Raw genomic sequence first — 23,505 nt, 5'->3', positions numbered from 1 at the left:
CATTTCTTCCTAAAGTTTTGCAGCTGATCCCTTCGAGTGTCTCTACCAGTATGTCACGTATGAAACTATGTGTAAATTCGAAAATATAAGAAAAATCCCTGGGTGGGTGCTACCGTTCACCCTAAGAAACCACAAGATTCTTTAAAACAGCCTCAGATTTCAGCTCTGTCTCACGCCATTCTTTTTCGGCATCGCTTTGCGCCGTTATTCCGCCGCCTACAAAAATGTGTACTGAATCTCTATACAATCTTGCACATCTGAGATTGACAAAGTACATAACCCATTCATCTGTTTCCACTTTGATATACCCGGCATATAATTCCCGTGGAAATTTCTCAAATTGCTGAATACTCTTTTTACAGAAGTCTTTTGGAATTCCGCATACTGCGGGGGTAGGATGGAGTTCGTGGATGAGATTGTCCAGATCCTCAGGCCGTATATGGGCTTTAAAATCTGTCCTCAGATGTTTGATGTTTCCTGAAATATGATCGTAGGTCTCCGATAGCTGTAGATTGGCTGAGTAGTTTTCAAGAATATCTTTGATATAAGAGGTGACAGGTTTTTGTTCTTCAATCTCTTTTTCTGTCCATTCTTCAGATACAGGCAGCGTTCCGGCAAGACTCATGGTTTCAAATTCGTGGGTCGTTTTATTGAATTTTCCAAGGGTCTCAGAAAAAGCACCCATCCAGGCATTCTCTCCATCATTAAAGATGTATCTGAATGCGTTGGGATAAGTGATACAAAGCTTTTTAAAACTTTCTTTACAATCAATACCGTTAAAATCCCTGAAGATCTTTCTTCTTGAGTACACCAGCTTGGGAAGGTTATGGTTTTTGATGACATCAATGACCTGTTGAAGAGTATTGGTATATTCCTCTTTGGTCTCTTCCGTGAAATGACTTTCATCTTTCAAAAGGATTTCACTGGTCATTTCTTTTGGTTCAAATGGTTCAGAAGCTTCAGTGATGTTTCCTTCAAAACCGATCTGTCTTAACAGATCAAAAGAGTGAAAGCTGATGGACTCGCTGCCCTGTTTTTGATCAGTTGAATATAATGTTTCGTTGAAAGGGAGTTTGAAATAAATCATGAGCTGTGAATAGATTTGGAAAATCACCACCCGGAAATAGTATAAGAAACTCCCAGGTTAATTTTCCTTTCAGCAAAGGTATTATTAGTCTTAAAAATGTCAAAATTAAAAGCCCTGTTTTTTAGCGAAATATTTCTCAATTTATATTCCTGATACTCCAGAAATAAAAGAAATTTTCGCGTCAGCCGGTACTGAACTCCGAAAGAGTATCCAGGATTGATCTGTTTGGATTTGAAATCCTCCAGTTTGTTCAAAATGTTATTTTCCGGTACCATAAACTGCATTGTATAGACATTCTGATTGGCTAGGAATCCTATAAACGGCCTGATTTTTTTCCATTCATAAAATAATTTCAACTGTACTGCATATTCAAAGTGTTTGTTATTAAATTTTTGAAACAGGATAGGCTGCTGATCTTCTGTAAAATAATAGCCGTTTAACCAAGTATCTTCTCTATTGGCATCCAGATCAAAGGTGGAATTCCAGTGATATACATTTGCGGAAAGCATCAATGAAAATCGTTTATAAATACTTCCTGAAATCCATATTCCCGCATTGAATCCGAGTTGCTGTCTGTTTTCTGATGATTTTTTAGCCCAATTACTATTCTTAAAACCTATTCCGGCTTCAACACCGTATTCAAATTTTCTTGGTCTGATAGCTATACCTTTTGCTGTATCCATGAATGAAATGTATTCATATTGCTGTGTTACAGGAACAGAATTAAAGATCATTGAAGGGGTGAAATAGATGCCCAGTGGTTTTATTTTTAAGGCTTTTTCTAAATAAATGGTATCATAAACAATGACTTTCTCATAGACGTAAAGCGTATCCGTCTTTTTTCTCTGGCCATTGAGCGGATACAGGATAAGGAAAATAAGTGTGAAAATTATTTTTTTTAAAGGCATAACGGATATTATCTTTCAACGTAAATGGTGTCTCTCTGAATGATTTTTTTTACAATGATAATCTTTCGGGAAACAGTTTCAGCAGAATCTTTTACAATGATGTTGGATTTATTATTTCTTGATATACTGCTGTTTTTTTCCTGAACAACAGTTTTTTCATGGGTATTATTTATTGTTATTTCTTTGTTTTGTGTATCATCATTACTGGGACCTGAAAGAGTATGGTTAAGTTTTTCCTCTTCAGTTTTTTCCTTGTTCTGGATTGTTTGTGCCTTTTTGGCCTGGATATCGTTTTCGGATATGATCTGATTTTTCGGTTTAAAAATAAGGACAGAAGTTAATATAATTATAGATAAACTAATGGCAGCAATCGCCTTTATTTTCCAACCGGTAAGAGCATTTGAGGGAAAATTCATGTTTGAGATGGATGTATTTTCCGGAATTTCAAGTAATCTCGCAGGCTGAACTGAAAAGTCTGAAAATTTATTTTTGAAAGTCTGTGCCCACAAAAGACTTCCAAAACCCAGAAAAATTAGTATTTGAGTTATTTTCTTTTTTGGAGTATCAGGCTTGACTATCGTAGTAGCCAGATAATTTTGAATTGACTTTTTAGCTCTCAAAAGATGTGATTTCGAAGTATTGACGGAGATTCCCAGCATCTCTGCAATTTCAGCATGGGAATGGTTTTCTATACAATATAAATTAAATACCGATTTATGATGCGAAGGAAGATGATCTATAGAGGAGAGTAACTCTTCACGCGTAAAATCGTAGGCAAGAACATACGTTTTTTCTTCCATATTTTCACTCATCGTTAATGATGTTGCTGACGTTTCTTTGTCAATAAAAATTTCTTTACTGCTTTTCCGTATATATTGAAGCGCATTATTGATCACAATTTTCTTAAGCCATGCGAACAATAGTTTTTCATCTTTAAGCTGATGACCTTTTTGCATGGCTGTAATGAAGCTGTCCTGAAGGATATCTTCCGCAGCGTATACATCCGGTATATATCTGCGACAAATCCCCAAGAGTTTTGGGGAATGTTCGCTGTATATTTTCTGCCAGTCGTAAGTATAATGCATGCCTGGATTAGTTCTTTACGACAAAAATAGAATTGAAGCAGCCTCTGCTGATATCTGCAATACTTCCTGCTTCTACATTATTGATATAAAATTTCACTCCTGTTCCATTTGTATCTGTGTTGTATCGTGTCATGTAAATATTCTGGTCTTTTGCTACAAAGTGCCCGATTGTATTATAGCCTGCCGGATCATTGATCTGAACAAGAGTATTATTTTTGTAATAGAATTTTTTACCGATATAATAGATGTCTGAATTTTCAAAATAGAATTCTTCTATACCACTTTGGGCTATAGTAGCAGGAATTTGGATATCATTGCCTCCATTCATGTTTTTGAAATGAAAAGTGTTGTTAGTATCTCTTAAAAGCATGTGCAGTCCAGTCTGATCTGTTATAAAGCGACGAGGAAACAGGTTGCCGTTCATGGCATTATAAGTATTGTTTTTGTAGTATCCCAAATCCCAATTAGTCATTCCCGCAGCGTTGTTGGTGAAGTTTTTACGTAAGGCAACATATACATTGTTGTTGTCAACTCCTAAACAGCCGAAAGCAAACTGATTGTTTTGCCCGAATGTTTCCAATACGGTCTTGACTCCATTTTTCCAGTAACAATGTTGATAAAGGTCCTGCGAAGAAGTAGGGTTCGGATTTTTGACAATTCCGGTGAAGTAGATATCACCATTATATATTGTCAGTCTATTCCAGATCTGAAGTTTGTATTTGTCACTATTTGTATTCGGAGCTTCGTTTATATAATCTGCAACATTATATTTTATTCCGTTTTTCCAGAAATACCATGTGGGAGGGGTGTTTGTGCCTGGAACATTATTGGCCATAATATAAATATCATTATGATCTACGACAAGCTGGCTTGCCTGGATATCTTGTCCTCCCGGCAGAAAATGTTGCTGTCCGTTTTTCCAGTAGCATGCTTTGTAGTCGTCTATACCACCAAGGTAAACATCATAAGATGTTGTTTTTTTTTCAAGAAGTTCAGTATCATTATCACTGCATGAGATGACAAATAATAAAAGTAAGAATGGTAAAAAAAGTGTTTTCATGGTTACTATTTTCTTATAAGATGACGAAAAAGAAAAAGGTTGCAGCAAGTATATAAAAAAAGACTCAATTTTTTTGAGTCTTATTATTTTTTTGGCTGATCTTTTAAACTATCTCAGAAGAATGTTGTTCGTCATCGTGGTATGATTGATGAGCGTTCCTTTTTCATCCCTGATCTCAATTTCTGAAACATGCATCGTCTTTCCTTTTCTGATGAAACGGGCCGTAGCGGTTACAATTCCGTCTTTTTTACTTTTAAGGTGGTTGGAATTGATATTCGTTCCTACGCCATAATATTTGCTGCCATCGATAAAAATATTGGATAGGCTTGACCCTAAAGTTTCTGCCAGAACACAGCTTGCACCACCATGCAGAATACCAAAAGGCTGATGTACCTTTGGCTGAACCGGCATAGTCGCAGTAAGAGTTTCATTGTCAACGTCGATATCGGTGAATTGTATTTCAAGTGTTTTGGCTAATGTGACACCGTTTCCCCAGTTGTTTAAAAACGTAAGGAGTTCTTCTTTAGTCTGACCTTTCATTTTATAAGTGATGAATGATAATTGATAAATTAATGAGCAATGGAATAAAAGTAATTTCGCTAACTTCTAACTTCTAACTTCTAACTTCTTCTTCAGTGCCTGTTCCCATAATATTCGGATTCCAGTTGGCAGGAATTTTAGGTCCGATGTCATTTTTAATATAATACTCCTGGATTTCTTCCATAATCTCTGAAAAAGGAGCAGAAGCAATTCTTTCATAAGGAATGGTGTAGCCCAGATAGACGATATTTCTTTTAAAATCGCCGGCAGCAAGAACGATAGGCACTTTTGCGGCTAATGCCATATGATAAAATCCTTTTCTCCATTTCGGAACCCAGCTTCTTGTTCCTTCAGGCGTAATAACAAGACTGAAATCTTCTTTTGCAAACTGTTTGGCGACAAAACTTACCAGATCATTTTTCTGCGTTCTGTCGATCCCGATTCCTCCCAGGCCTCTTACAACACTGCCGTACCATGCTTTGGTGTGGGCATCTTTGATAATGATTTTAAGAGGTTTCCCGAGAGACCAGTAGGCAAGATTTCCCAATAGATATTCCATGTTGTGGGTGTGGGGTGCTACCACAAGGATACATCGGTCTAAGCTTTTTGCATCACCCTGTAAAACAACTTTCCAGCCCAACAGCTTTAACATTAATTTACCTATCAGTTTTCTCATATATCTTTAAATTAAAAACAAAAAAGTATAACCAAACAGGTTATACTTTACAAATATATTGAAATATTATCGCTCTTAAAACAAACCGCTGATTAAATCTGCGATCTTCATTACAATTTCTAGTGCAACTTGTACCATGGTTAGGGTGTTTTTTATTGATTTGGTTAATTTTTTTTAACTATACGAATGTATAACATTTTTTTAACATAGCGAACTAAATACTAATATTTTTTTTCGTTTTCTGAGAGAAGAAGAGTGTGAATTTCAAACGGTTGTCTTCCATTCACACCTCCTGCACTCTCTGAAGTTAATTATTTAGTTTGTATGGAAATTTCGTCTTTTCCGTCTTTGATTTTGATGTCTACGTTCTTATTCATCTTTTTGATGGTAGACTTCATAGAATCCATTACTTTGTCTGCCTGGGAATTCGGAACTTTTTTCCCATTGATGATAATACTGTCTTTATCATCAGAGTTGTATTCTATCGTAGAACCATTAACTGAGATCTTGTTTTTTTCAATTCTGATCTTTCCGTTTTCGTCCTGATCCTGATCGTCATCATTGATTCCGTCTCCGTTCAAATCTCCGTCAAAGTCCATTCTGTCTTTTTTCAATGGAATTACTACTGCATTCTGAGGAACAACCAGTTCGTAATCTACTCTGTAATGTCTGAATCTGTGCTCATAAGGATACTTGATGTAGTTCGGAAGTAATACCTTATTGCCTACTATTTCTACAGGGACGTTGATCTGAACCGGAACGTTATAGCCGTTTCCTTCTTTTTTAATGATCAGATAAGGTGTTTTCACTTCCGGCTTTCTTGTTACCTCTACAGAGATATAATCTTCTTTATAAACCGTTTTCTTGTCAGAATAAATATCGTCATCATATGCCGTGAAATTCTGAGGAATATTGACTTGTTTCAAATCTACATAAAGCGTATCTGATGTCGTATTGATGGCAATATTTTCTGTGTCTTCCTTGCTGCCCTTGTAGATCAGGTTTTTCTTTGCCATGCTCACTCCGAAATAGGTTCCCAGGCCAATTAATATAAGAAATAATGCACCGATCACCCATCCGATATTTCTAAGCTTTGTTTTTGGTGAAAATATACGGATACTCAATAAACTGAACAGAATCGTAGGAATAAGACATCCGATGATCATAATGGCTACCAGAACTTTGTCCAGACCGTTATCATCCATATAGAATCTCATTTCATTAGCACCTGGAAAATCTGCATCCATACCGAATAATCCGAAGATAACAAATATACCGATGATGCTTCCTACTGCCATTAATACAAAGATGGATCCTACAAAATATTTGATGATGTTCCAAACTCCGCTGCCCGCATTGTCAATGTAAGGCTTGGATTCGTTGTACATTTCTCCGACTCTCTGAGTAGATTCGTTGGCAAACTGAACCAATTTATTAGACTCATTTTTAAGATTGTCGAAGTTCATAGGCTTTCCCTTCATTTTCAGGAAATCTGCAGCTGTTTCTGCTCTTGGAAGTACAATCCAGAGAATGACATAAAGAAGACCGATCAGTGATGAAGAAATAGCTGCGGTGAAGATACCCAGAATAAATATTCCCAACCAGATCGCTCTCATCGCCGTAATATCCATTCCTACATAGTGGGCAAGTCCTGCACATACCCCTGCGATCTTTTGTCTTTCAGGATCGCGGAACAATTGTTTCTTGTCTGTATATTCTGCTCCTGAGTGAGTGTTTTTTCTTGTATTTTTCTCAGAAAAGTAAGCTTCTTCCTGCTCTTCGATCTTTTCAGGAGATCCAATCTGTGCAATTACTTTTTCTACGTCTGTATCGTTGATTACTTCACGTTTTCCTAAAGAATCTCTGAAGATTTCAACCATTCTTATTTCTATATCATGCATTACCTCCTCCTCCTCTGAAGCGTCCAATGAGCTTCTCAGTGCATTCAGATAATCGCTGAGCTTTATATATGCGTGTTCTTCTATCGTGAAAGAAAAACCTGCGAGTCCTATTGAGAGTGTCTTGTTCATAGCTTTGTTTTTTATATTTTTTGAGTGATTTGATTGACTGACGCTGTCAGCTCTGCCCAGGTATTTTGTAGTTCAGTCAGGAAAAGTTTTCCTTTTTCTGTGATCTGATAATATTTTCTTGGTGGTCCTCCCGTAGACTCTTCCCATCTGTAGGAGAGAAATTCTCCATTTTTCAGTCTTGTAAGGAGAGGATAGAGGGTGCCTTCCACTACATCCAGTTTTCCTTTTTTAAGTTCATCAATTAGGTCGGAAACATACATTTCACGGTGATTGATGAGACTTAAAATACAGAATTCCAGAATCCCTTTGCGCATTTGCGCTTTGGTATTTTCAGTATTCATCTTTAATAGGTTTTGTTAATTAGTTATATGTTAAGAAGAATACTCCTAGCTAGATGAGCCTCTTCTTATTTTACATTACAAAGATATGTAATTAAAATGGTAATATGCAATACAAAGTAGTGAAAAAATACAAATTTATAATATAACTAACTGAAAATCAGTATAATTATTTTTGTTAATCAATTTTAAAAAATAAATGGTTAATAAAAATAAGGTCAAATAGCTGATAATTTTCCTTTTAAGCTTGTGGTTCTTAACGTAACAAGAGCTTTTTTCTCTAATTCTTTCTGATAAGATATAAAACTGAATTTTTTGTAGAATTTACGGACGATAAGAGCCATTTCCATCATGGCAAAGTGTTCACCAATACAAAGTCTGGGGCCTGAACCAAAAGGGTAGTAAGCAAAATTCTTTGCATTTTCATCGTCAAAACGCTCGGGAATAAAAGAGTTCGGATCTTTCCATTACTTCGGATTTCGGTGAAGGCCACTGATATATAGTATAATCAAAGTGTCTTTCGGCCAGGAATATTCCTTGAAACTATCATTTTCCAAAGCCTGACGATCAATTGCCCACGCTGGAGAATGGAGGCGCATCGCTTCTTTGATGATGTTTGAAGTAAAAGATTTTTTCATTAAGCTATCAGAAGTAAAAACCATTTCCTCTTCGTCAGCGATCTCTTTTTTTAATTTTTTCTCAGCATCAGGATTCTGACTGATCTCAAAAAAGATAAAGGTCAAAGCATTGGCTGTTGTTTCGTGGCCAGCAATGAAAAGGATCAGCATTTCATCAACCAATTGTTCATCAGACATCGGAAGTTGCGTGTCTTCATATCTTGTCTGGATGAGCATGTCCAGCAAATCATTCTTCTCTTCCGTTGTATTTCTTCGCTTATCTAAAACTTCCTGAATAATGGCCTTTCCTCTTTCGCTTTTTTTAAGAGTCCTGTCAAGTACTCCCAAAAATTTCAGAATTTGAGAATAGAAAGGCAAACGGACTTCTTTCGCGAAAACTTCCTGAACTTCTGTAATGATTTTACCCAGTTCTTTTATCCGGTTTTCATCAATATCAGAACTGAACAGGGTCTTGGCAACAATATTAAAAGCAAGCTTGTGAAAGAAATCATAAAGATCCACATCCTGTTCAGGTCTAAATGATTGAAAAGCTTTATTAATTTCTTCTTCCATAATGAAAACAAGGTTGCTGATTTTCGCTTTACTGAAACCGGGTTGGATCAGTCTTCTCTGCTTTAGCCAGTCTTTTCCGTTGTTAGTAAGCAAACCATTTCCGAGATACTTTCCTAAAGTTATGGACTGTATCTCGGATTTGTAATAGTTTTTATGATTTTGCTTTAAAATATATTCTGTGAATTCTTTATCCTGAGAAAAAATAAAGTTTTTATGAGTCAAACTTGATTTAATACAATAGGTATCTCCTGCTATCTTATGATTCCCGGTAATAACCTCTAAAGGATTTTTTAACCCTTTGAATAGAGAATACAACTTTCTTGTTCCTTTAATTTCCGTTGGATAATTGAATTCTGGAGCCATATGATATATTTTTAATAAAAATACAACTAATCTGTTACATGAAATAGCTTTCAGTCAAAACCCTTATTTTTGCATAGAATTTGTTTGAAAAAATTCAATTAATACCCAATCACATGATCAATACATCCCTATTTTACAAGTCTTTATCAGCTCTGATGCTGCTTGGACCTCTTTGCTTCGGGCAATACCGTTTTGCTATGGAAGGGGCATCCAAAAAATACAATACCGAAATTGATGTTGAAGAATGCCTTACCGATCAGTGCGGGCATAAGGCCAATGTCGTTTTGTTCAATAAAAACGGTGAAAAAATACAAACACTGGTTTCAGATAACCTGATTTTATCTTTTAAAGAAAGCTTTAAGCCTTCAAAAGTAAATGTAATATCGCTTACTCAGGAAATGGTCTATGAAAGTCCTGTTGTCTTTGGAGATTTTAATTTTGACGGTACAGAAGATGTTGCACTCAGAAATGGTAATGCAGGGAATTACAGTAGTGCTTCATATGATGTCTATGTCTTTAATTCGACACGGAATCAATTTGTCCCAAGTAAAGAACTCACCGACATTGCGAGCAATTATCAGGGAATGTTTGAGGTGGATTACGAACGTAAACGATTAATAACGTATGCAAGATCAGGAGCTTCACTGCATTATACTTATGAATACCAGGTGATTCCTAATAAAGGAATCGATTTGGTGTATGAAAAAATCGGAGATGTAAGTGAAGATCCCCCAAAAATAACCGTAAGAGAGAAGATCAGTAATAAATGGGTGGTTAAAAAATCATCTAAATAATAAAAAAAGAAAATGAAAATACAGAAGGAGATCGATTTTATCCTGGCCGTAGATGCCCTGAAAAATGTACAGAGAAGAAATTATAATGCGGATGATTCCAGAAGGGAAAATACAGCCGAGCATTCATGGCAGATCATTATTCTGGCCCAGATTCTTTACCCTTATGCAAAAAACCGGGCGGATATTGATCTTTTAAGAGTCATAAGAATGCTTTCCATCCATGATCTGGTGGAGATCGAAGCTGGAGATACTTTCCTTTTTGATGAAGAAGCAATGGTGGGGAAATTTGAAAGAGAAAAAATTTCAGCACAGAAAATTTTCGGAATTCTTGATGAGCCTTTGCGCACAGAATTTTTTGAACTTTGGCTTGAATTTGAAGAAGAAAAAACTCCGGATGCTATTTTTGCTTGCTCCATCGACAGGATTATGCCATTTATTTTAAATGCTCACACGTCAGGAAAAAGCTGGACTGAAGCTGGCGTTACGGAAAAGCAGATCAGAAATATGCTTGAAAATGCCATTACCAGAGCATCGGATGAAATGGGGGAGGCTTTTCAAACGTTGCTGAGCAGGAGTTTGGATACTGAAAAAGTTGTTAGATAATGGGACAGACAATTGATACAATAGTTTATAACGATCTGTTTTGACGATTATCTTAGATTATTAGAGATGTAGAGAACGACCTAAGAAACTGTAAGGTTAAGAAACTGGATTCTGTGAACGTTAAGAAAACTCTTATGTTTGAGTGCGGCACAAAATACGATTCTTACTATAGATAGCTACCGCAAAAGTTTTAGAGTTTTTAGAGAACAGATTTCATTTTTAGAGGAAGTTTCCAGTCTTAAATTTTTGGTCCATTTTGCTTCAAGGCAAAAGAACCCAATTGTAAAAATAGTTTCGGGCGGCCTCTGGCCGCCCGAAACTATTTTTATTACAGTATTCTGATAGGCTTCTTTTCTTCATCAATAGCCACAAAAGTAAAATCTCCAACGATCGCTCTTTCTCTTTCATAAGAGTACATTTGCTCTGTATAGATCTCTACATTCACTTTCATACTCGTTTTTCCGACATAGGAAACTTTCCCTATCAATTCTACAATCGTTCCTGCTGGAATTGGTTTTTTAAAATCGATTTTATCGCTGCTTACGGTTACCACTCGTTTTCTTGCGAAACGGGTTGCCGTGATAAAGGCTACTTCATCCATCAGCTGCATAGCAGTACCTCCGAAAAGAGTATCGTAATGGTTGGTGGTGTTTGGGAAAACCGCTTTAAAAATTCTGGTTTCGGATGCTGCAATTCTTTCTTCTGTCGTCATATTTCATTATTAATTAATGCGAAATGAAATACTATCAAAATAACAGAGCCATGACAGGAATCATAGGAATTCCTGAAGCAGTCCATCAGATCAATAAACTTCAAATCGCGAAAGTTTCTTGTTTAAAGAAATAGGCAGGTCTCCTGACTTGTAACATCATTTATCTCCTTCCCGTGCCCTGCACAGTGGATCCTTGATAAAGACTTCAGTTACTTACAGTTGCGCGACAGTCCGTGATTTTCACACGGTTCCCTTTTCATCTGCGTTAAGCAGAACCAGTTTCTGTGATGAATAAGCGTTATACTTTTTCAGGGCAAAAATAAGAATATTACAGAGAAAAACGGCAATTATTCCGGACTATTGTAAATAATCTGGCTCATCACTCTTCCTTCCTTGATGGCCCAAAGCGTGATATACCGGTTTTCACCCGAGCCGTTGATCATATAAAGATAGATATGATCATTGTCAAGAGCCGTTACTCCTACATTATTGAAATCCATTGTAGGCTGGAACATATTTTTAATGGCTTCTCTTACAAAAACGGAACCTCGTCCGGGCTGCTGAACTCGGATCGATTTGATCTCTGTCATGCCTTCCGGAAGTGCATCCTTGATTCCCCAGGGTTTTACTTTATCTATAGTAAGAATCTTTCCATTCGCATCTTTTTCCTGTTTTCTGTAGCCGGCGTTCGATGGATACACATCGATGACTACTTTTGTTCTCTGGGAAGTTGGTATTTTAGGATTGCTGTTGTCCGTAAAGATAAGTGATTTTCCGTTCTTGGATTTAGACGGTGTAAACTGTGGAAGCTGGTCGATAAAAGCGATACGGCCTTTATTCACCATTCCTTCCTTTTCAAGATTTTCATATCTCACAAAAGGTTTTTCCTCATCCTGCTTTTCGGGATATTTGATCCATATCCATTCCGTTTCTCCCGGGGCAGGCTTTACATAAACAAATACATCTCCTTTGCGCATTCTGATCTTGTCTACTATTTTTCTATAGTCATCCTTGTGGACACGTACATTGGCATAGCCTTCTTCAGCTTTTACCACACCGAAAGGAACTTTATTCTGTCCTTTCACAAATGCTAAAGAAAAAAGACTGAAAGCGGATAAGTACAATGCTCTGTTTACGGAAATCATTTTATGAAATTTTTTGATCCCTCAAATATATAAATTAAATGTTTTTTTTGATCATTAAAATTTTGTTGTATTTGCTTAAATTGATCAATACCTTCCGAAATAAACATAAAATTCTTCATTAATCATATCCTGCTGCTGATATCTCATGCGATTATTGATTTTTAGGAAGGTAATTGAATTGCTGTAGTTCTTTAATCCCCTGGACTTTTCGCAAATAAGTATCTGAGAGAAGATAAAGATCATGGGACATCTCTAATAAGGTCTTGTAATGATGGTCAGAGATGATTATACCTTTGTACCGGGCCTGGCTTTTAATGATCTTTTCCAGTTCGTCAACAGCTTTGGGAGAAACGCCGCTGAAAGGTTCGTCCAATAAAACAAATTCCACATCTGAATAAGTAATAATCAAGGTTTCAATAATTTTTTTTTCACCGCCAGAAAGATTTCTTACGGTTTCATCCAAAAATGGCTGTATCATTTTTAAACCGTAAAGTTTTTCCGTATTTTCCCTGGTACAGAACAAAGGAATAAGCTTCCTTATTTTACATTCTTTTGGAAGAAATGAAGAGTGCTGGGGTAGATAGGCAATTTTATTTTTCCTATCGGATAAGCTTTTAAGAATCGTTTCATTTAATTTAATAAACTGTGTATCTCCTTTTATTGTTCCAAAGATAATTTCGAATAAGGTAGATTTACCACCACCCGAAGGACCCAGAATACCTGCAATCTTACCAGTTTCACAGCTTAGGTAGATGTCCTGCAGAATTTTTCTTCCGCCAAAAGATTTGGTGATACTGTCGATGTGAAGTCTGTTCATAGGAATCGCGTCATAAATTTGATCATTAAACTTAATAATCCCGTGAATCCCCACAAAAACCATTTTGAAAATCCAAAATTGGCGTAAAAAAAATATTCGTTTTTGAGCCGTATGTCATAAATGAAAAAATGGAGCAGAGGAAAGATAAGAAAAAAGCATAATCCAAAATTTTCAATGCTCAATTGAGTAAAGAAGCACATTAACAGCGAAAATGAAATAGCAGGGATTAGTAATTTTCTATAAAAAATCCAAAGGACACGTAAGCTTTTATCCATGATCCAAAAATAACAAGAAAATTTGATCTGTATGCTTCAATAGGCAATGTTTAGGAGTTAAAATAAAATAGCACTGAACATTCAGCGCTATTTTTATGTTTAAATGAACATCATTAAATTCTCTCAAGTTCATCCGCATTAATCGTTGTCTTAAAAGTTCCATAGTTGACGATCACTTTATTTTTAGAAATTTTTTCAATCGTTCCTACGCTGGTACTTCCGGGAATACGCACACGCTGTCCCTCTTTCATCCATACGGCACGGTCGGTTTTACGTTTCTCCTCCAGTTTTTCATTGGTTTCAGCGATTTTTTCGATCACATCATCTTTTTTGAGTTGCTGGGTGATCTTTCTTTTAACCACCTGAAGACGTTTAGTTTCGTCTTTATCCGCACCAATTTTCCTGAATTTTTCCTGCTCAAGAATTTTCACAAAATCCTTTACTACATCCTTTCTCGATTTACCTTTTACGTAACTGTCGATGAACGTTTCAATTTTATTCCCAAACTGAAGTTTGCGGTGTTCCTCCTCATACAATTTTTGGAAATTGAACAGTTTCTGTTGCAACTGTTCATTAAGTTTCTGGAGATTGTCGCGTTTATCTTCTACCGATTCTTTTCTTTCAGCCAGATCGGTTTTCAGTTTTTCAACTTCAAATTTTTCCTGCTGAAGCTTTACAATCGTTTTATCAAGATTAACAATATCATGCTCTACTTTCTTTTTGGCAGCATGAATGATAAATCTCGGAATTCTGTTCTTCTCCGCTACTTCAAACGTAAATGAACTTCCTGCCTGTCCTACCTCCAGTTTATACATCGGTTCAAGTGTTTCTTCATCGAAAAGCATGGCCGCATTTTCAGCATTCGGAAGCTCTTCAATGACAAGCTTGATATTGGTATAGTGAGTCGTAATGATCGCAAAACTTTTTTTGTCATAGAAATACTCCATGAAACTTTCCGCCAGTGCACCACCGAGCTCAGGATCAGATCCTGTTCCGAATTCATCGATAAGAAGCAGAGTATTGGCATCTGCCTCACGGATGATTCCCGACATTTTCTTAAGTCTTGAAGAATACGTTGACAAATGGTTCTCGATCGACTGGTTGTCTCCGATATCCGTCATCATCTTTTCAAAAAAGAACATTTCAGATCTTGGATGCACAGGGACGAGAATTCCGCTTTGGATCATCAGCTGAAGCAGTCCGACTGTTTTCAGAGTGATGGACTTTCCTCCCGCATTCGGTCCCGAAATACAGATAATTCTGTTGTGATCCGTTAATGATAGCGTCTGTGGGAAGATCGTCTTGTTTTCTACTTTATTTCTAAGCCATAACAGAGGATGGAATGCATCTTTCAGCTTCAGCGTTCTGTGACGGTTGATTTTCGGAAGTATTCCGTTCACCAGTTCAGCAAATTTTGCTTTCGCTCTCGTCAGGTCAAGATCAAAAATATACACCTGATATTTCCATAGCTGAGGCTGGAATTCTGCCAGTTCAGCGGTAAGTTTTCTCAGGATCTTATCAATCTCTTTCTTCTCTTCCTCTTCACTTTCCTTAAGCTTAAAGTAATGTTTTACCACACTATCCGGCTGCATATAGGTAATGGAACCCGTTTTTGAAATTCCTAAAACCCTTCCCGCAACTCGTTTCTTAAACCCTGATTTTACGGCTAAAACTCTCTGATCTTCAATAATAGTTTCCCGGATATCATCAAGGAAATCGCTCTGTCCGTAATTGAACAATGCGCGGTTGAAATTTTCCTGGATCGCTTTTTTAGCAAGCTGTATTTCTGCCCTCAGTTCTTTTAAAACGGGAGAAGCATCACTTTTTACTTCCCCAAAACGGTTAAAGACTTTGTCTACCTTATCAATAATCTCTTTCTTAAACTCCAGCACAGAAACATCACCTATTAAAGTAGGGAAGGTGTCCGGCATGGTGGCGAAAAACTTCTGAAGCTTTCCTATCTGTTCAGTTAAGGTTTTTATTTTGATGAAAGCATTGTTTTCCAAACGGTAATTCTCGATCAGCATTACCTTAAGCTCACTTTCAATATCTTCATACTCATCAAACGGAATTGCATTTGAACTTTCAAAACTCGAGAGATATTCCGACGTTTTATTCAGGGAAAGTTCCGCCTCGTCAATGTCCATGGGACGAAGTTGAAGAATTTTTTCTCTCGTTTTCGGAGAGTACGCAAATGGAGAGATCTCCGCGAGCAATTGCGGAAACTCTAATTCGTTTAAATCTTCTTTATTTATATACACACTGCAAATTTAGTGAGAAAATGTGAATCTGCTGACGGACAATTTGAAAATGAGCTAATTTGAATAGTTGACAGCGTCTATTAATTGAACCTGGAGGTGATTTTTGATCATTCGTTTTTAGTACATTTGGAAGATGAAATTAGAAACTGAACGATTGATCTTAAAAGAAATTAATGAAAATCACGTCGAAGATATTCTACGGATCAGGAGCAATCCATTGATTAATCAATTCGTTACAAGAGTTTCACCAAAATCTAATTATGATGCGCTGGAGTTTATTTTAAGCATCAAAAGGAGAACTCAGACTAAAGAAATTATTTTCTTCGGAATCTCTTACAAAGATCAACCCGATCTTATCGGAACCATTTGTCTCTGGAAATTTTCTGAAGACAGGAAAACAGCAGAGATTGGTTATGAATTGTTACCTGATCATCATAGGAAAGGAATTATGTCGGAAGCTGTAGATTCTGTTTTAAATTTTGGATTTAATGAATTAAATTTACAGGAAATTTTAGCGTTCACCAATACAATGAATGAGGCTTCCCAAAAGTTATTACTGAAACACAATTTTGTTTTGCAACAAGGAAGAATAGATGAAGGTTTTCCGGACAATATTGTTTTTAGTTTATATAAAGGAAATTAACTTTTAACCATTGATCGCCGGAAAGGCAATATTGTTTTTTTATAACATGAGAAATGAAATAAAATCGTTAACCGGACTTAGAGGTATTGTAGCACTTTGGGTGACGTTTTTCCATTTCACTTATTTTAAAAGTTTTTGGATTCAGTCTGTAATTGGCAAAGGGTACGTTGCTGTAGATATTTTTTTTGTACTCAGCGCTTTTCTTCTTGCGGTATCATACTCCGGAAAATTTCGGCACCTGACTTTTGATAATGCCGCGACATTTTATAAAAAAAGAATCAACAGAATCTATCCGGTGTATTTTTTCTCCATTGTTTTTATCGTGCTTTTTATTGCAAAAGATCCTTCCTGGTCTGAGTTTTTAATTAATGCAGGACTTCTCCAGTGTTTTTTCAATCCCAATTATTCATTCAATGAAGTGTATTGGTCTTTAAGTACGGAATGGATGTGTTATCTGATGTTTCCTTTCATGCTCTGGGCCATCATACGATATAAAATAAACAGCTGGATCCTCATCGCATCAGGATTATTTCTCAGAGGGATTATTTCTTATTTACCAGATATGTACTTTGATCATTCGCCGCTTACCATAAACAGATCTTCACAATACCTTGATATTGTTTTTGGAGTAAATTCTTTAGTGCGAACAGTTTCTTCTTATTGTATAGGAATCGGGATTGCATTTTTACCGGAAATAAAGATGAAGAAAAGTAATTTTTATGTGTATGGAGCTGTTATTTTATTTTTAGCCTTGCTTTATACTGGAAGGGGGATATTCTTTATTCCTCTACTATCTGCAATGATTATAAAACATCTGTATTCAGAAAAAGAAAGCCTTGTCAAAAAGTTTTTAGAAACAAAAGTTGTCTATTTTCTTGGTAATATTTCGTACTCACTGTATATCATTCATTATATAGTAAAGAAACAGAACATTGTCGTTGTAGATTCCTATCATATTAATAATTTTCTTTTGATCGGGTTTTCAATAGTGCTGTCCTATTTTTCTTACCTATGGATTGAAAAAAAGGTGAAAATATTTAAAGCATAGATCATTTTCAATCTCAGTCATTAAGCAATATCATCATCATATAGTCAGATTTGGTCATCCAGGAATTAAAGAATATTTTTGTACTGAAATTCCTGTGGAACAGAAATTATATCATTATATTAACACCTATTTTCAAATTATCTTATCGAACTCATGACCTGGACAGAAGTTTTAGCCCCAATAAAAAGTACAGCCTATTTTACAACCCTTTGGGAAAAAGTAAAACAGGAATATGCTACCACCAAAGTATTTCCTCCTAAAAATCAAATATTCAGAGCCCTGGAAATCACACCTTTTGACGATGTTGAGGTTGTGATTATTGGTCAGGATCCTTATCATAATGACTATCAGGCGAATGGATTGTGCTTTTCTGTTTCAGAACAGGTCACTGCACCGCCTTCGCTTAAAAATATTTTTACAGAACTGAAAGATGATGTAGGAGTTGAAAGAACTTCAAAAGAGTTGGATGACTGGGGGAAACAAGGCGTTTTATTATTGAATGCTACCTTAACCGTACGTGCCCACTCGCCAAATTCTCATAAAGATTTAGGCTGGGAAAAATTCACAGATTTTATCATCAGGGAAATTTCAGATAAGAAAGAAAATGTGGTTTTCGTTCTTTGGGGAGCTTTTGCACAAAAAAAAGCCGAACTCATTGATCCGGCTAAACATTTTATTTTAAAATCGGCGCATCCTTCACCATTTTCTGTGTACAGAGGATTTTATGGAAGTAAACCATTCTCGAAGATTAACGAATATCTGGTATCAAAAGGAAAGAAACCTATTTCCTGGTAGAATCTCCTGATCCTTCAGTTTTTTTGATGGTAATCCCGACCTTATATTTTCCTTCCAAAGCTTTGGCGCCGCCATCCGCTTTTGGAAACGGGGTGACCTCTTGCAATGAAATAGTATATCCATTAAATTCTTGTGACTGATGGAAATTTCGTCCTGCATTTTCAGTAGTCGCGAGACTTAAAACCACAGGCCGGGAGTAAGTTCCCATTACTTCAATCTCTGCTACGGCAACTCCTGCCCAGATACAGTTCACTCCTTCCGGACATCGGCTGTCTTCAGAAATACCTTTGAAGGTCACATTCATCTCATAGTCTTTCAGGAATCTGTTTTCTCCCTGATTAAAATAAATGATGCCTCCTTGTTGCTTTGAATTTTTAGTGTCATTCATAGGAGAGGGTGTTCCGGAAGTTTGTTCCGATGTTTTCGTTTTCTTTTGGGCGTTGCATCCCGCTAAGGTCAGCAATCCCAGGCTGAATATGATGGCTTTGTGGAACATATTTTTTTTTAAATAATATTAAGCATATCTAAAACTACTACCAAAAACATTGCCACACCTACCACAAGACTAAAACCGGTTCCGTAAATGAAGCCGATAAATGCCCCCTTGGTAGATTGCAGAGCCTTGTTCATATCCTTGCTGTCATGAAGAAGTTCACCAATAAATACCCCCGCAAACATCCCTACCAGAAAGCCCAGAGGAATAGGAATAAAAATTCCTACAATAGTCCCGATAATAGATCCGATACTTCCCCAGCGGGTCCCACCGTATTTTCTGTTGGTTTTTGCAGGAATGACATAACTCAGCACTATAGAAATGGCTGTAAGAATTCCGAAAGCCCAGATATAAATCATAGGCAGATCCGCATCTGTCCCGAATTTATAGATCAGAAGTCCGCAGATGCTTAATAAAAGTCCCGGAAGGACAGGCAGAAAAGTTCCCAGCATTCCGAGAAATAATAAAATAAGGCAGAGAATATTAATTAATGTTGTATCCATTCTTCAAAATTATCAATGCAAGATAGGAAAAAAGAAGATTTGCCAACACGTTTTCAATATTTGGGATGAAAATTGATTGTCAATAGGTACATCATCATTCTTAATTTTATAAATTTGCTGTAATGAAAGACGAGATACAGGACACTAAAAACTTTTTACAGGAAATAAGTGATCAGCTTTATATCTATATCAGCCAGGTAACTCCCGGCGGGATGGATTGGATTGTTCATATTATTATCAAACTGGCATTGCTGTGTGCTGTATTTTTAATTGTTGACTTTGTATTTAAATTTGTCATTAATTTTGTATTCAGGTTTTTTCGAAATGATGAGAAGTATCCGATCATCAGATCCATCTATCAGTCTAAAATTACCAATTCCGTCGCTCATTTTTCTGCACTTCTTGTGGTAGGCGCAGTACATCCTTCAATATTTCCCGCAACTGCATTACCGAAAACAAATATTTTTATCAACAGATCTATTAATTTAGGTTTGGTATTGATTCTTGCCGGAATGCTTTACCGTTCATTGACAGGTTTCCGGAGCTATTTCACCATAAAACAGGATTTCTATAAAATTATGGCATTAAATGCCATTTCAGAAACCGTAAAGATCTTAGGAATATTTATTTTTTCTGTTGTGGGGCTCTGTGTCATATTTGGAATTAAGGGAACCACAATTGTCGGAAGCCTGGGAGCTATTACTGCCGTTCTGGTACTTGTTTTCAGAGATACCATTTTAGGTTTTGTAACCGGGATACACGTTGCTACCTCAAAGAATCTGAAAGTAGGAGACTGGGTAAGCATTCCCAAATACAGCATTGAAGGAAATATTACAGATATAAGCCTTCTGACGACGAAAATTACCAATTTTGATAAAACCGTTTCAACCATTCCAACCTACGACCTTCTGACGACGGAGATCAAAAACCTTCAGGTGATGTCGGAATCCAATACAAGAAGAATCAAAAAATCGGTTTATTTTAATATCAATTCATTTAAATTTTTAAATGAAGAAGATATTGAGCGTTTAAAAGATATCAACCTTATTTCAGAGTATCTGGAAGAAAAAACACAGGAAATCAGACAAGAAAACCAAAGTGTGGAGCATAATGAAAAGACGATTAATGGCAGACAGCTTACCAATATTGGCGTTTTCAGATATTATGCTCAGAAATATATTGAAAACGATCCTGATATTGATGAAAACGGAACGAGAATGGTCCGTCAGCTTGATATTACGCCACAGGGGCTTCCTCTAGAAGTGTATTGCTTTGCCAATGATTCCAAATGGGAACATTTTGAACAGATCCAAGCGGATATTTTTGACCACTTGCTGGTGGCTTCAAAAGAATTTGACCTTCAGGTAATGCAGATAAGCGTTAAAGTATAAAGTATACAAGCCAGTAACTTACTATGTTCTGGCTTTCTTTAATATAAAAAATAAGTTAATAATAATCGGACAGGGAAGTGGAATGAAAACCCAACTTCTGCTGTCTAACATCTTAATGAAAAATGACAAAACTAAGCGTAAACATCAATAAAATTGCGACCATAAGAAATGCAAGAGGAGGCGAAACGCCAAGTGTAACAGAAGCCGCAATCAAGATTCAGGAGTTTGGAGGACAGGGAATTACGATTCACCCAAGACCGGATGAGAGACACATCACAAGAAAGGATGTCTATGATCTGAAACCTTTGGTTACTACTGAATTTAACATTGAAGGAAATCCGCACCGCTCTTTTATTGATATGGTTTTAGAAGTAAAGCCTGAACAGGTTACGCTGGTTCCTGATGCAGATGATGCCATTACTTCCAATGCCGGATGGGATACCAGAAAGTACTTTGGTTTTCTGACAGAGATTATTGCAGAATTTAAAAACGCAGGAATCCGTACTTCAATTTTTCTGGATCCTTTACCTGAACTGGTTGAGCATGCAGCAAAAACAGGAGCAGACAGAATTGAACTGTACACTGAAGCTTACGCTAAAAATTATCTGACCAATAAAGAACAGGCGATCAAGCCCTATTACGACACAGCAGTTGCTGCCACAGAATTTGGATTAGGAATTAATGCCGGACATGATCTGAGCCTTGAAAACTTAAAATATTTTGCCGACAATATTCCAAACCTTCTTGAAGTATCCATAGGACATGCTCTGGTTTCTGAAGCATTGTATATGGGACTTGAAAATACGGTACAGGCTTATCTGAAGAGACTGGCTGTTTGGGGATAAGAAAACAAGAAGCCTGGATCATAGGAAAGTCATTGGAACATACTGATCACTTTTATTCTTCATCCGCTAATTTATCATTTGGCTTCTAAACTCTAATGTCTACCATCTAACTTCTAATTTCAAAAAAAATGGAAATCTTAAACTCAAAAATATTCGGCGAAAATCTTAAGACTACGCCACTTCTTGTCTTTCACGGACTATTTGGAATGCTCGACAATTGGGGAAGCTTTGGAAAAGACTTAGGTGAGCAACTTCCCGTTCATCTTATCGATCTCAGAAACCATGGCAGAAGCTTTCATTCGGAAAGTATGTCTCACGATGATCTTGCAGACGATATTGCGCATTACATGGGCCATTACGGTATTCAGAAAGCTCATGTACTGGGCCATTCCTTAGGAGGAAAAGCGGTGATGCAGTTTGTGCTAAAATATCCGGAAAAAGTAGAAAAACTAATCGTAGTAGACATTTCGCCCAAAGCATATCCTCCCCATCACCAGGGAATTATTAAAGCTCTGGAAACGGTAGACTTCAATACAGTAAGCTCCAGAGGAGAGGTAGAAACTGTTCTCAGTCAGTATATTCCTGAAAAATCTACCATTCAGTTTTTGGCAAAGAACCTGTATTGGGATGATGATAAGAAACTGAACTGGAGATTCAACCTTAAAACCTTATCGGAAAAATACAATGAGTTTGTATCTAATGCGATAAAATTTGGTGCTTTTGAAGGGGATTCTTTATTTATTGCTGGTGAAAAATCCAATTATATCCTTCCACAGGATGAATATGGGATTAAACAGCAGTTTCCAAAAGCGAAAATTGTGACCGTAAAAAAAGCCGGACATTGGGTTCAGGCAGAAAATCCTGTTGATTTCGCGAAAGTTGTTAAGGAATTCTTAGGTTTACATTAATTTAATTCTGTTTTTGTAATAATTTAGTTAAAATTTTCTTAAAATAACGTTGTATTTCCCTGCGTGTTGATATTTTTTGTACTTTAGTTTTACATAAAAACTAAATATATTAACTTATGGAAAAGAAAAACTCAAAAAAACCTTTCTTTGCTTCATTTTTAGAGAAACAAATTAAGGATCCGGAAGCAATTCAGGGAGGAGCAGTGACGACACCTGTCACAGATTTAGTAACGTTGCCGACAAGAGATACCGTTAGCACATCTCCGCTTGTTGATAACGCAACGCTTCCTGTAAGAGACCAGGTAGTTACCTTGAAATATCCGTCTGACAGTGATGAGTCAGGAGAATTAGACATTTTGTAATCCTATTACGATATAAATTATTAACCTAACTCAATAATTATGAAAGACGAGAATTCAAAAAAGAAACCTTTTTTTGCTTCATTTTTAGAAAAGCAGATCAAAGATCCTGAAACGGTTCAGGGAGGTGGAGGAGTCATTACCAATACAGATAATGATATTATTACGGCACCTTCAGTTGATAATGTTACAGCACAGATTTTTGATCATGTAACATCGCCAAACAAAGATCTTTTGGTTACGATGAAGTATCCTTCAGATGGTGATGATTCTGTTATTTAAATTCTGAAAGAATACAATTATACTTTAACCCAAACTAAATTATTATGAAAGACAAAAATTCAAAAAAGAAGCCGTTTTTTGCGTCATTCCTGGAAAAACAATTAAAAGATCCTGAAACTATTAAAGGTGGAGGTGAAATTACAATTCCTGAAAGAGACGTTATTACAAAACCGAAAGTAGATAACGTAACTTCTCCTCAGGACGATCTAATGCAGACCATGAAATATCCATCTGACGGAGATGATGATTCTCCATCTGTTCCATTAGACTAATACATTAAAAATAGTAATCGTATTAATACAATCATATCAAAGGAAACTTACCACTAAGTTTCCTTTTTTAATAAAAACAGGC

25 protein-coding genes, 1 pseudogene and 1 riboswitch are annotated in these 23,505 nt (G+C 36.4%); of the genes and pseudogenes, 11 read left to right on the top strand and 15 right to left on the bottom strand.

Annotation, left to right across the window (positions count from 1 at the left end):
- Positions 1–121: 121 nt before the first annotated feature.
- The 9 genes and pseudogenes from BUC06_RS09680 to BUC06_RS09635 all read right to left on the bottom strand — a co-directional run bounded on the left by BUC06_RS09680 (position 122) and on the right by BUC06_RS09635 (position 9,277).
- On the bottom strand, positions 122–1,087 hold the full coding sequence (locus tag BUC06_RS09680; RefSeq protein WP_073333076.1) for a chorismate-binding protein: 966 nt from the start codon (positions 1,085–1,087) through the stop codon (positions 122–124).
- Positions 1,088–1,110: 23 nt separating this feature from the next.
- On the bottom strand, positions 1,111–1,995 hold the full coding sequence (locus BUC06_RS09675) for an outer membrane beta-barrel protein (RefSeq protein WP_073333069.1): 885 nt from the start codon (positions 1,993–1,995) through the stop codon (positions 1,111–1,113).
- 8 nt (positions 1,996–2,003) lie between these two features.
- Positions 2,004–3,080, bottom strand: coding sequence for an RNA polymerase sigma factor (locus BUC06_RS09670; RefSeq protein WP_073333061.1), 1,077 nt, complete (start codon positions 3,078–3,080; stop codon positions 2,004–2,006).
- 7 nt (positions 3,081–3,087) lie between these two features.
- Positions 3,088–4,140, bottom strand: coding sequence for a hypothetical protein (locus BUC06_RS09665; protein ID WP_073333059.1), 1,053 nt, complete (start codon positions 4,138–4,140; stop codon positions 3,088–3,090).
- Positions 4,141–4,248: 108 nt separating this feature from the next.
- The gene (locus BUC06_RS09660; RefSeq protein WP_073333054.1) at positions 4,249–4,680 is read right to left on the bottom strand and encodes a PaaI family thioesterase; all 432 of its coding nucleotides are present in this window, start codon (positions 4,678–4,680) and stop codon (positions 4,249–4,251) included.
- A gap of 73 nt (positions 4,681–4,753) precedes the next feature.
- On the bottom strand, positions 4,754–5,356 hold the full coding sequence (locus BUC06_RS09655) for a 1-acyl-sn-glycerol-3-phosphate acyltransferase (protein WP_073333052.1): 603 nt from the start codon (positions 5,354–5,356) through the stop codon (positions 4,754–4,756).
- Positions 5,357–5,667: 311 nt separating this feature from the next.
- Positions 5,668–7,386 (bottom strand): PspC domain-containing protein, encoded by a 1,719-nt coding sequence (locus tag BUC06_RS09650; RefSeq protein WP_073333050.1) that lies wholly within the window; start codon positions 7,384–7,386, stop codon positions 5,668–5,670.
- An 11-nt stretch (positions 7,387–7,397) separates the two neighbouring features.
- Entirely contained in the window at positions 7,398–7,727 is a 330-nt protein-coding gene (locus tag BUC06_RS09645; protein WP_073333048.1) for a PadR family transcriptional regulator, read from the bottom strand.
- Positions 7,728–7,942: 215 nt separating this feature from the next.
- A pseudogene (locus tag BUC06_RS09635) lies at positions 7,943–9,277 on the bottom strand (cytochrome P450).
- Positions 9,278–9,390: 113 nt separating this feature from the next.
- On the opposite strand from BUC06_RS09635, the gene BUC06_RS09630 reads away from it, so the two are divergent.
- Together BUC06_RS09630 and BUC06_RS09625 are read left to right on the top strand one after the other, a co-directional pair.
- On the top strand, positions 9,391–10,071 hold the full coding sequence (locus BUC06_RS09630; RefSeq protein WP_083564040.1) for an XAC2610-related protein: 681 nt from the start codon (positions 9,391–9,393) through the stop codon (positions 10,069–10,071).
- A gap of 12 nt (positions 10,072–10,083) precedes the next feature.
- A complete protein-coding gene (locus tag BUC06_RS09625; RefSeq protein WP_073333044.1) occupies positions 10,084–10,674 on the top strand; it encodes an HD domain-containing protein in 591 nt (196 codons plus the stop codon).
- A gap of 328 nt (positions 10,675–11,002) precedes the next feature.
- Here BUC06_RS09625 and BUC06_RS09620 read toward each other — a convergent pair whose 3' ends face one another.
- The 4 genes from BUC06_RS09620 to BUC06_RS09605 all read right to left on the bottom strand — a co-directional run bounded on the left by BUC06_RS09620 (position 11,003) and on the right by BUC06_RS09605 (position 15,884).
- Positions 11,003–11,386, bottom strand: coding sequence for an acyl-CoA thioesterase (locus BUC06_RS09620; RefSeq protein ID WP_073333042.1), 384 nt, complete (start codon positions 11,384–11,386; stop codon positions 11,003–11,005).
- A gap of 116 nt (positions 11,387–11,502) precedes the next feature.
- A riboswitch (cobalamin riboswitch) is annotated at positions 11,503–11,681 on the bottom strand.
- Between the two features lie 52 nt (positions 11,682–11,733).
- Positions 11,734–12,531: a hypothetical protein gene (locus BUC06_RS09615; RefSeq protein WP_073333040.1), complete on the bottom strand. Its 798-nt coding sequence runs from the start codon at positions 12,529–12,531 to the stop codon at positions 11,734–11,736.
- 151 nt (positions 12,532–12,682) lie between these two features.
- On the bottom strand, positions 12,683–13,348 hold the full coding sequence (locus tag BUC06_RS09610) for an ATP-binding cassette domain-containing protein (RefSeq protein WP_073333320.1): 666 nt from the start codon (positions 13,346–13,348) through the stop codon (positions 12,683–12,685).
- A 388-nt stretch (positions 13,349–13,736) separates the two neighbouring features.
- Positions 13,737–15,884, bottom strand: a complete 2,148-nt coding sequence (locus BUC06_RS09605; protein WP_073333038.1) for an endonuclease MutS2 — start codon at positions 15,882–15,884, stop codon at positions 13,737–13,739.
- 133 nt (positions 15,885–16,017) lie between these two features.
- Between BUC06_RS09605 and BUC06_RS09600 the strand changes: the two genes are divergently transcribed.
- The 3 genes from BUC06_RS09600 (at position 16,018) to BUC06_RS09590 (ending at position 18,370) form a co-directional block, all read left to right on the top strand.
- Positions 16,018–16,527 (top strand): GNAT family N-acetyltransferase, encoded by a 510-nt coding sequence (locus tag BUC06_RS09600; RefSeq protein WP_073333036.1) that lies wholly within the window; start codon positions 16,018–16,020, stop codon positions 16,525–16,527.
- Between the two features lie 46 nt (positions 16,528–16,573).
- On the top strand, positions 16,574–17,575 hold the full coding sequence (locus BUC06_RS09595; protein ID WP_073333034.1) for an acyltransferase family protein: 1,002 nt from the start codon (positions 16,574–16,576) through the stop codon (positions 17,573–17,575).
- Positions 17,576–17,728: 153 nt separating this feature from the next.
- On the top strand, positions 17,729–18,370 hold the full coding sequence (locus tag BUC06_RS09590) for a uracil-DNA glycosylase (protein WP_073333032.1): 642 nt from the start codon (positions 17,729–17,731) through the stop codon (positions 18,368–18,370).
- Here the strand turns inward: BUC06_RS09590 and BUC06_RS09585 are convergent.
- Both BUC06_RS09585 and BUC06_RS09580 read right to left on the bottom strand, forming a co-directional pair.
- Entirely contained in the window at positions 18,357–18,866 is a 510-nt protein-coding gene (locus tag BUC06_RS09585) for a hypothetical protein (protein ID WP_073333028.1), read from the bottom strand. The two genes, BUC06_RS09590 and BUC06_RS09585, sit on opposite strands and share 14 nt — an antisense overlap.
- 8 nt (positions 18,867–18,874) lie before the next feature.
- Positions 18,875–19,366, bottom strand: a complete 492-nt coding sequence (locus BUC06_RS09580) for a DUF456 domain-containing protein (RefSeq protein ID WP_073333021.1) — start codon at positions 19,364–19,366, stop codon at positions 18,875–18,877.
- Between the two features lie 122 nt (positions 19,367–19,488).
- Between BUC06_RS09580 and BUC06_RS09575 the strand changes: the two genes are divergently transcribed.
- The 6 genes from BUC06_RS09575 to BUC06_RS09550 all read left to right on the top strand — a co-directional run bounded on the left by BUC06_RS09575 (position 19,489) and on the right by BUC06_RS09550 (position 23,423).
- Positions 19,489–20,757, top strand: a complete 1,269-nt coding sequence (locus tag BUC06_RS09575; RefSeq protein ID WP_073333019.1) for a mechanosensitive ion channel family protein — start codon at positions 19,489–19,491, stop codon at positions 20,755–20,757.
- Between the two features lie 122 nt (positions 20,758–20,879).
- Positions 20,880–21,602 carry a pyridoxine 5'-phosphate synthase gene (locus BUC06_RS09570; RefSeq protein WP_073333017.1) on the top strand — a complete coding sequence of 241 codons (723 nt, stop codon included), beginning with the start codon at positions 20,880–20,882 and terminating at the stop codon, positions 21,600–21,602.
- Between the two features lie 128 nt (positions 21,603–21,730).
- On the top strand, positions 21,731–22,510 hold the full coding sequence (locus tag BUC06_RS09565; RefSeq protein ID WP_073333016.1) for an alpha/beta fold hydrolase: 780 nt from the start codon (positions 21,731–21,733) through the stop codon (positions 22,508–22,510).
- Positions 22,511–22,626: 116 nt separating this feature from the next.
- The gene (locus BUC06_RS09560) at positions 22,627–22,872 is read left to right on the top strand and encodes a microviridin/marinostatin family tricyclic proteinase inhibitor (RefSeq protein WP_073333011.1); all 246 of its coding nucleotides are present in this window, start codon (positions 22,627–22,629) and stop codon (positions 22,870–22,872) included.
- 39 nt (positions 22,873–22,911) lie between these two features.
- On the top strand, positions 22,912–23,151 hold the full coding sequence (locus tag BUC06_RS09555) for a microviridin/marinostatin family tricyclic proteinase inhibitor (RefSeq protein WP_073333009.1): 240 nt from the start codon (positions 22,912–22,914) through the stop codon (positions 23,149–23,151).
- 44 nt (positions 23,152–23,195) lie between these two features.
- Entirely contained in the window at positions 23,196–23,423 is a 228-nt protein-coding gene (locus BUC06_RS09550; protein WP_073333006.1) for a microviridin/marinostatin family tricyclic proteinase inhibitor, read from the top strand.
- Positions 23,424–23,505 lie beyond the last annotated feature (82 nt).

The sequence above is a fragment of the Chryseobacterium carnipullorum genome (genome assembly GCF_900142785.1).
Lineage (GTDB): Bacteria > Bacteroidota > Bacteroidia > Flavobacteriales > Weeksellaceae > Chryseobacterium > Chryseobacterium carnipullorum.
This window is presented reverse-complemented; position numbering and strand designations above follow the sequence as displayed.

What these genes read in the sequence shown, in the direction of transcription:
- BUC06_RS09680 (WP_073333076.1), bottom strand. Translation starts at nt 1,087, where the DNA reads ATGATTTATTTCAAACTCCCTTTCAACGAAACATTATATTCAACTGAT.
- BUC06_RS09675 (WP_073333069.1), bottom strand. Translation starts at nt 1,995, where the DNA reads ATGCCTTTAAAAAAAATAATTTTCACACTTATTTTCCTTATCCTGTAT.
- BUC06_RS09670 (WP_073333061.1), bottom strand. Translation starts at nt 3,080, where the DNA reads ATGCATTATACTTACGACTGGCAGAAAATATACAGCGAACATTCCCCA.
- BUC06_RS09665 (WP_073333059.1), bottom strand. Translation starts at nt 4,140, where the DNA reads ATGAAAACACTTTTTTTACCATTCTTACTTTTATTATTTGTCATCTCA.
- BUC06_RS09660 (WP_073333054.1), bottom strand. Translation starts at nt 4,680, where the DNA reads ATGAAAGGTCAGACTAAAGAAGAACTCCTTACGTTTTTAAACAACTGG.
- BUC06_RS09655 (WP_073333052.1), bottom strand. Translation starts at nt 5,356, where the DNA reads ATGAGAAAACTGATAGGTAAATTAATGTTAAAGCTGTTGGGCTGGAAA.
- BUC06_RS09650 (WP_073333050.1), bottom strand. Translation starts at nt 7,386, where the DNA reads ATGAACAAGACACTCTCAATAGGACTCGCAGGTTTTTCTTTCACGATA.
- BUC06_RS09645 (WP_073333048.1), bottom strand. Translation starts at nt 7,727, where the DNA reads ATGAATACTGAAAATACCAAAGCGCAAATGCGCAAAGGGATTCTGGAA.
- BUC06_RS09630 (WP_083564040.1), top strand. Translation starts at nt 9,391, where the DNA reads ATGATCAATACATCCCTATTTTACAAGTCTTTATCAGCTCTGATGCTG.
- BUC06_RS09625 (WP_073333044.1), top strand. Translation starts at nt 10,084, where the DNA reads ATGAAAATACAGAAGGAGATCGATTTTATCCTGGCCGTAGATGCCCTG.
- BUC06_RS09620 (WP_073333042.1), bottom strand. Translation starts at nt 11,386, where the DNA reads ATGACGACAGAAGAAAGAATTGCAGCATCCGAAACCAGAATTTTTAAA.
- BUC06_RS09615 (WP_073333040.1), bottom strand. Translation starts at nt 12,531, where the DNA reads ATGATTTCCGTAAACAGAGCATTGTACTTATCCGCTTTCAGTCTTTTT.
- BUC06_RS09610 (WP_073333320.1), bottom strand. Translation starts at nt 13,348, where the DNA reads ATGAACAGACTTCACATCGACAGTATCACCAAATCTTTTGGCGGAAGA.
- BUC06_RS09600 (WP_073333036.1), top strand. Translation starts at nt 16,018, where the DNA reads ATGAAATTAGAAACTGAACGATTGATCTTAAAAGAAATTAATGAAAAT.
- BUC06_RS09595 (WP_073333034.1), top strand. Translation starts at nt 16,574, where the DNA reads ATGAGAAATGAAATAAAATCGTTAACCGGACTTAGAGGTATTGTAGCA.
- BUC06_RS09590 (WP_073333032.1), top strand. Translation starts at nt 17,729, where the DNA reads ATGACCTGGACAGAAGTTTTAGCCCCAATAAAAAGTACAGCCTATTTT.
- BUC06_RS09585 (WP_073333028.1), bottom strand. Translation starts at nt 18,866, where the DNA reads ATGTTCCACAAAGCCATCATATTCAGCCTGGGATTGCTGACCTTAGCG.
- BUC06_RS09580 (WP_073333021.1), bottom strand. Translation starts at nt 19,366, where the DNA reads ATGGATACAACATTAATTAATATTCTCTGCCTTATTTTATTATTTCTC.
- BUC06_RS09575 (WP_073333019.1), top strand. Translation starts at nt 19,489, where the DNA reads ATGAAAGACGAGATACAGGACACTAAAAACTTTTTACAGGAAATAAGT.
- BUC06_RS09570 (WP_073333017.1), top strand. Translation starts at nt 20,880, where the DNA reads ATGACAAAACTAAGCGTAAACATCAATAAAATTGCGACCATAAGAAAT.
- BUC06_RS09565 (WP_073333016.1), top strand. Translation starts at nt 21,731, where the DNA reads ATGGAAATCTTAAACTCAAAAATATTCGGCGAAAATCTTAAGACTACG.
- BUC06_RS09560 (WP_073333011.1), top strand. Translation starts at nt 22,627, where the DNA reads ATGGAAAAGAAAAACTCAAAAAAACCTTTCTTTGCTTCATTTTTAGAG.
- BUC06_RS09555 (WP_073333009.1), top strand. Translation starts at nt 22,912, where the DNA reads ATGAAAGACGAGAATTCAAAAAAGAAACCTTTTTTTGCTTCATTTTTA.
- BUC06_RS09550 (WP_073333006.1), top strand. Translation starts at nt 23,196, where the DNA reads ATGAAAGACAAAAATTCAAAAAAGAAGCCGTTTTTTGCGTCATTCCTG.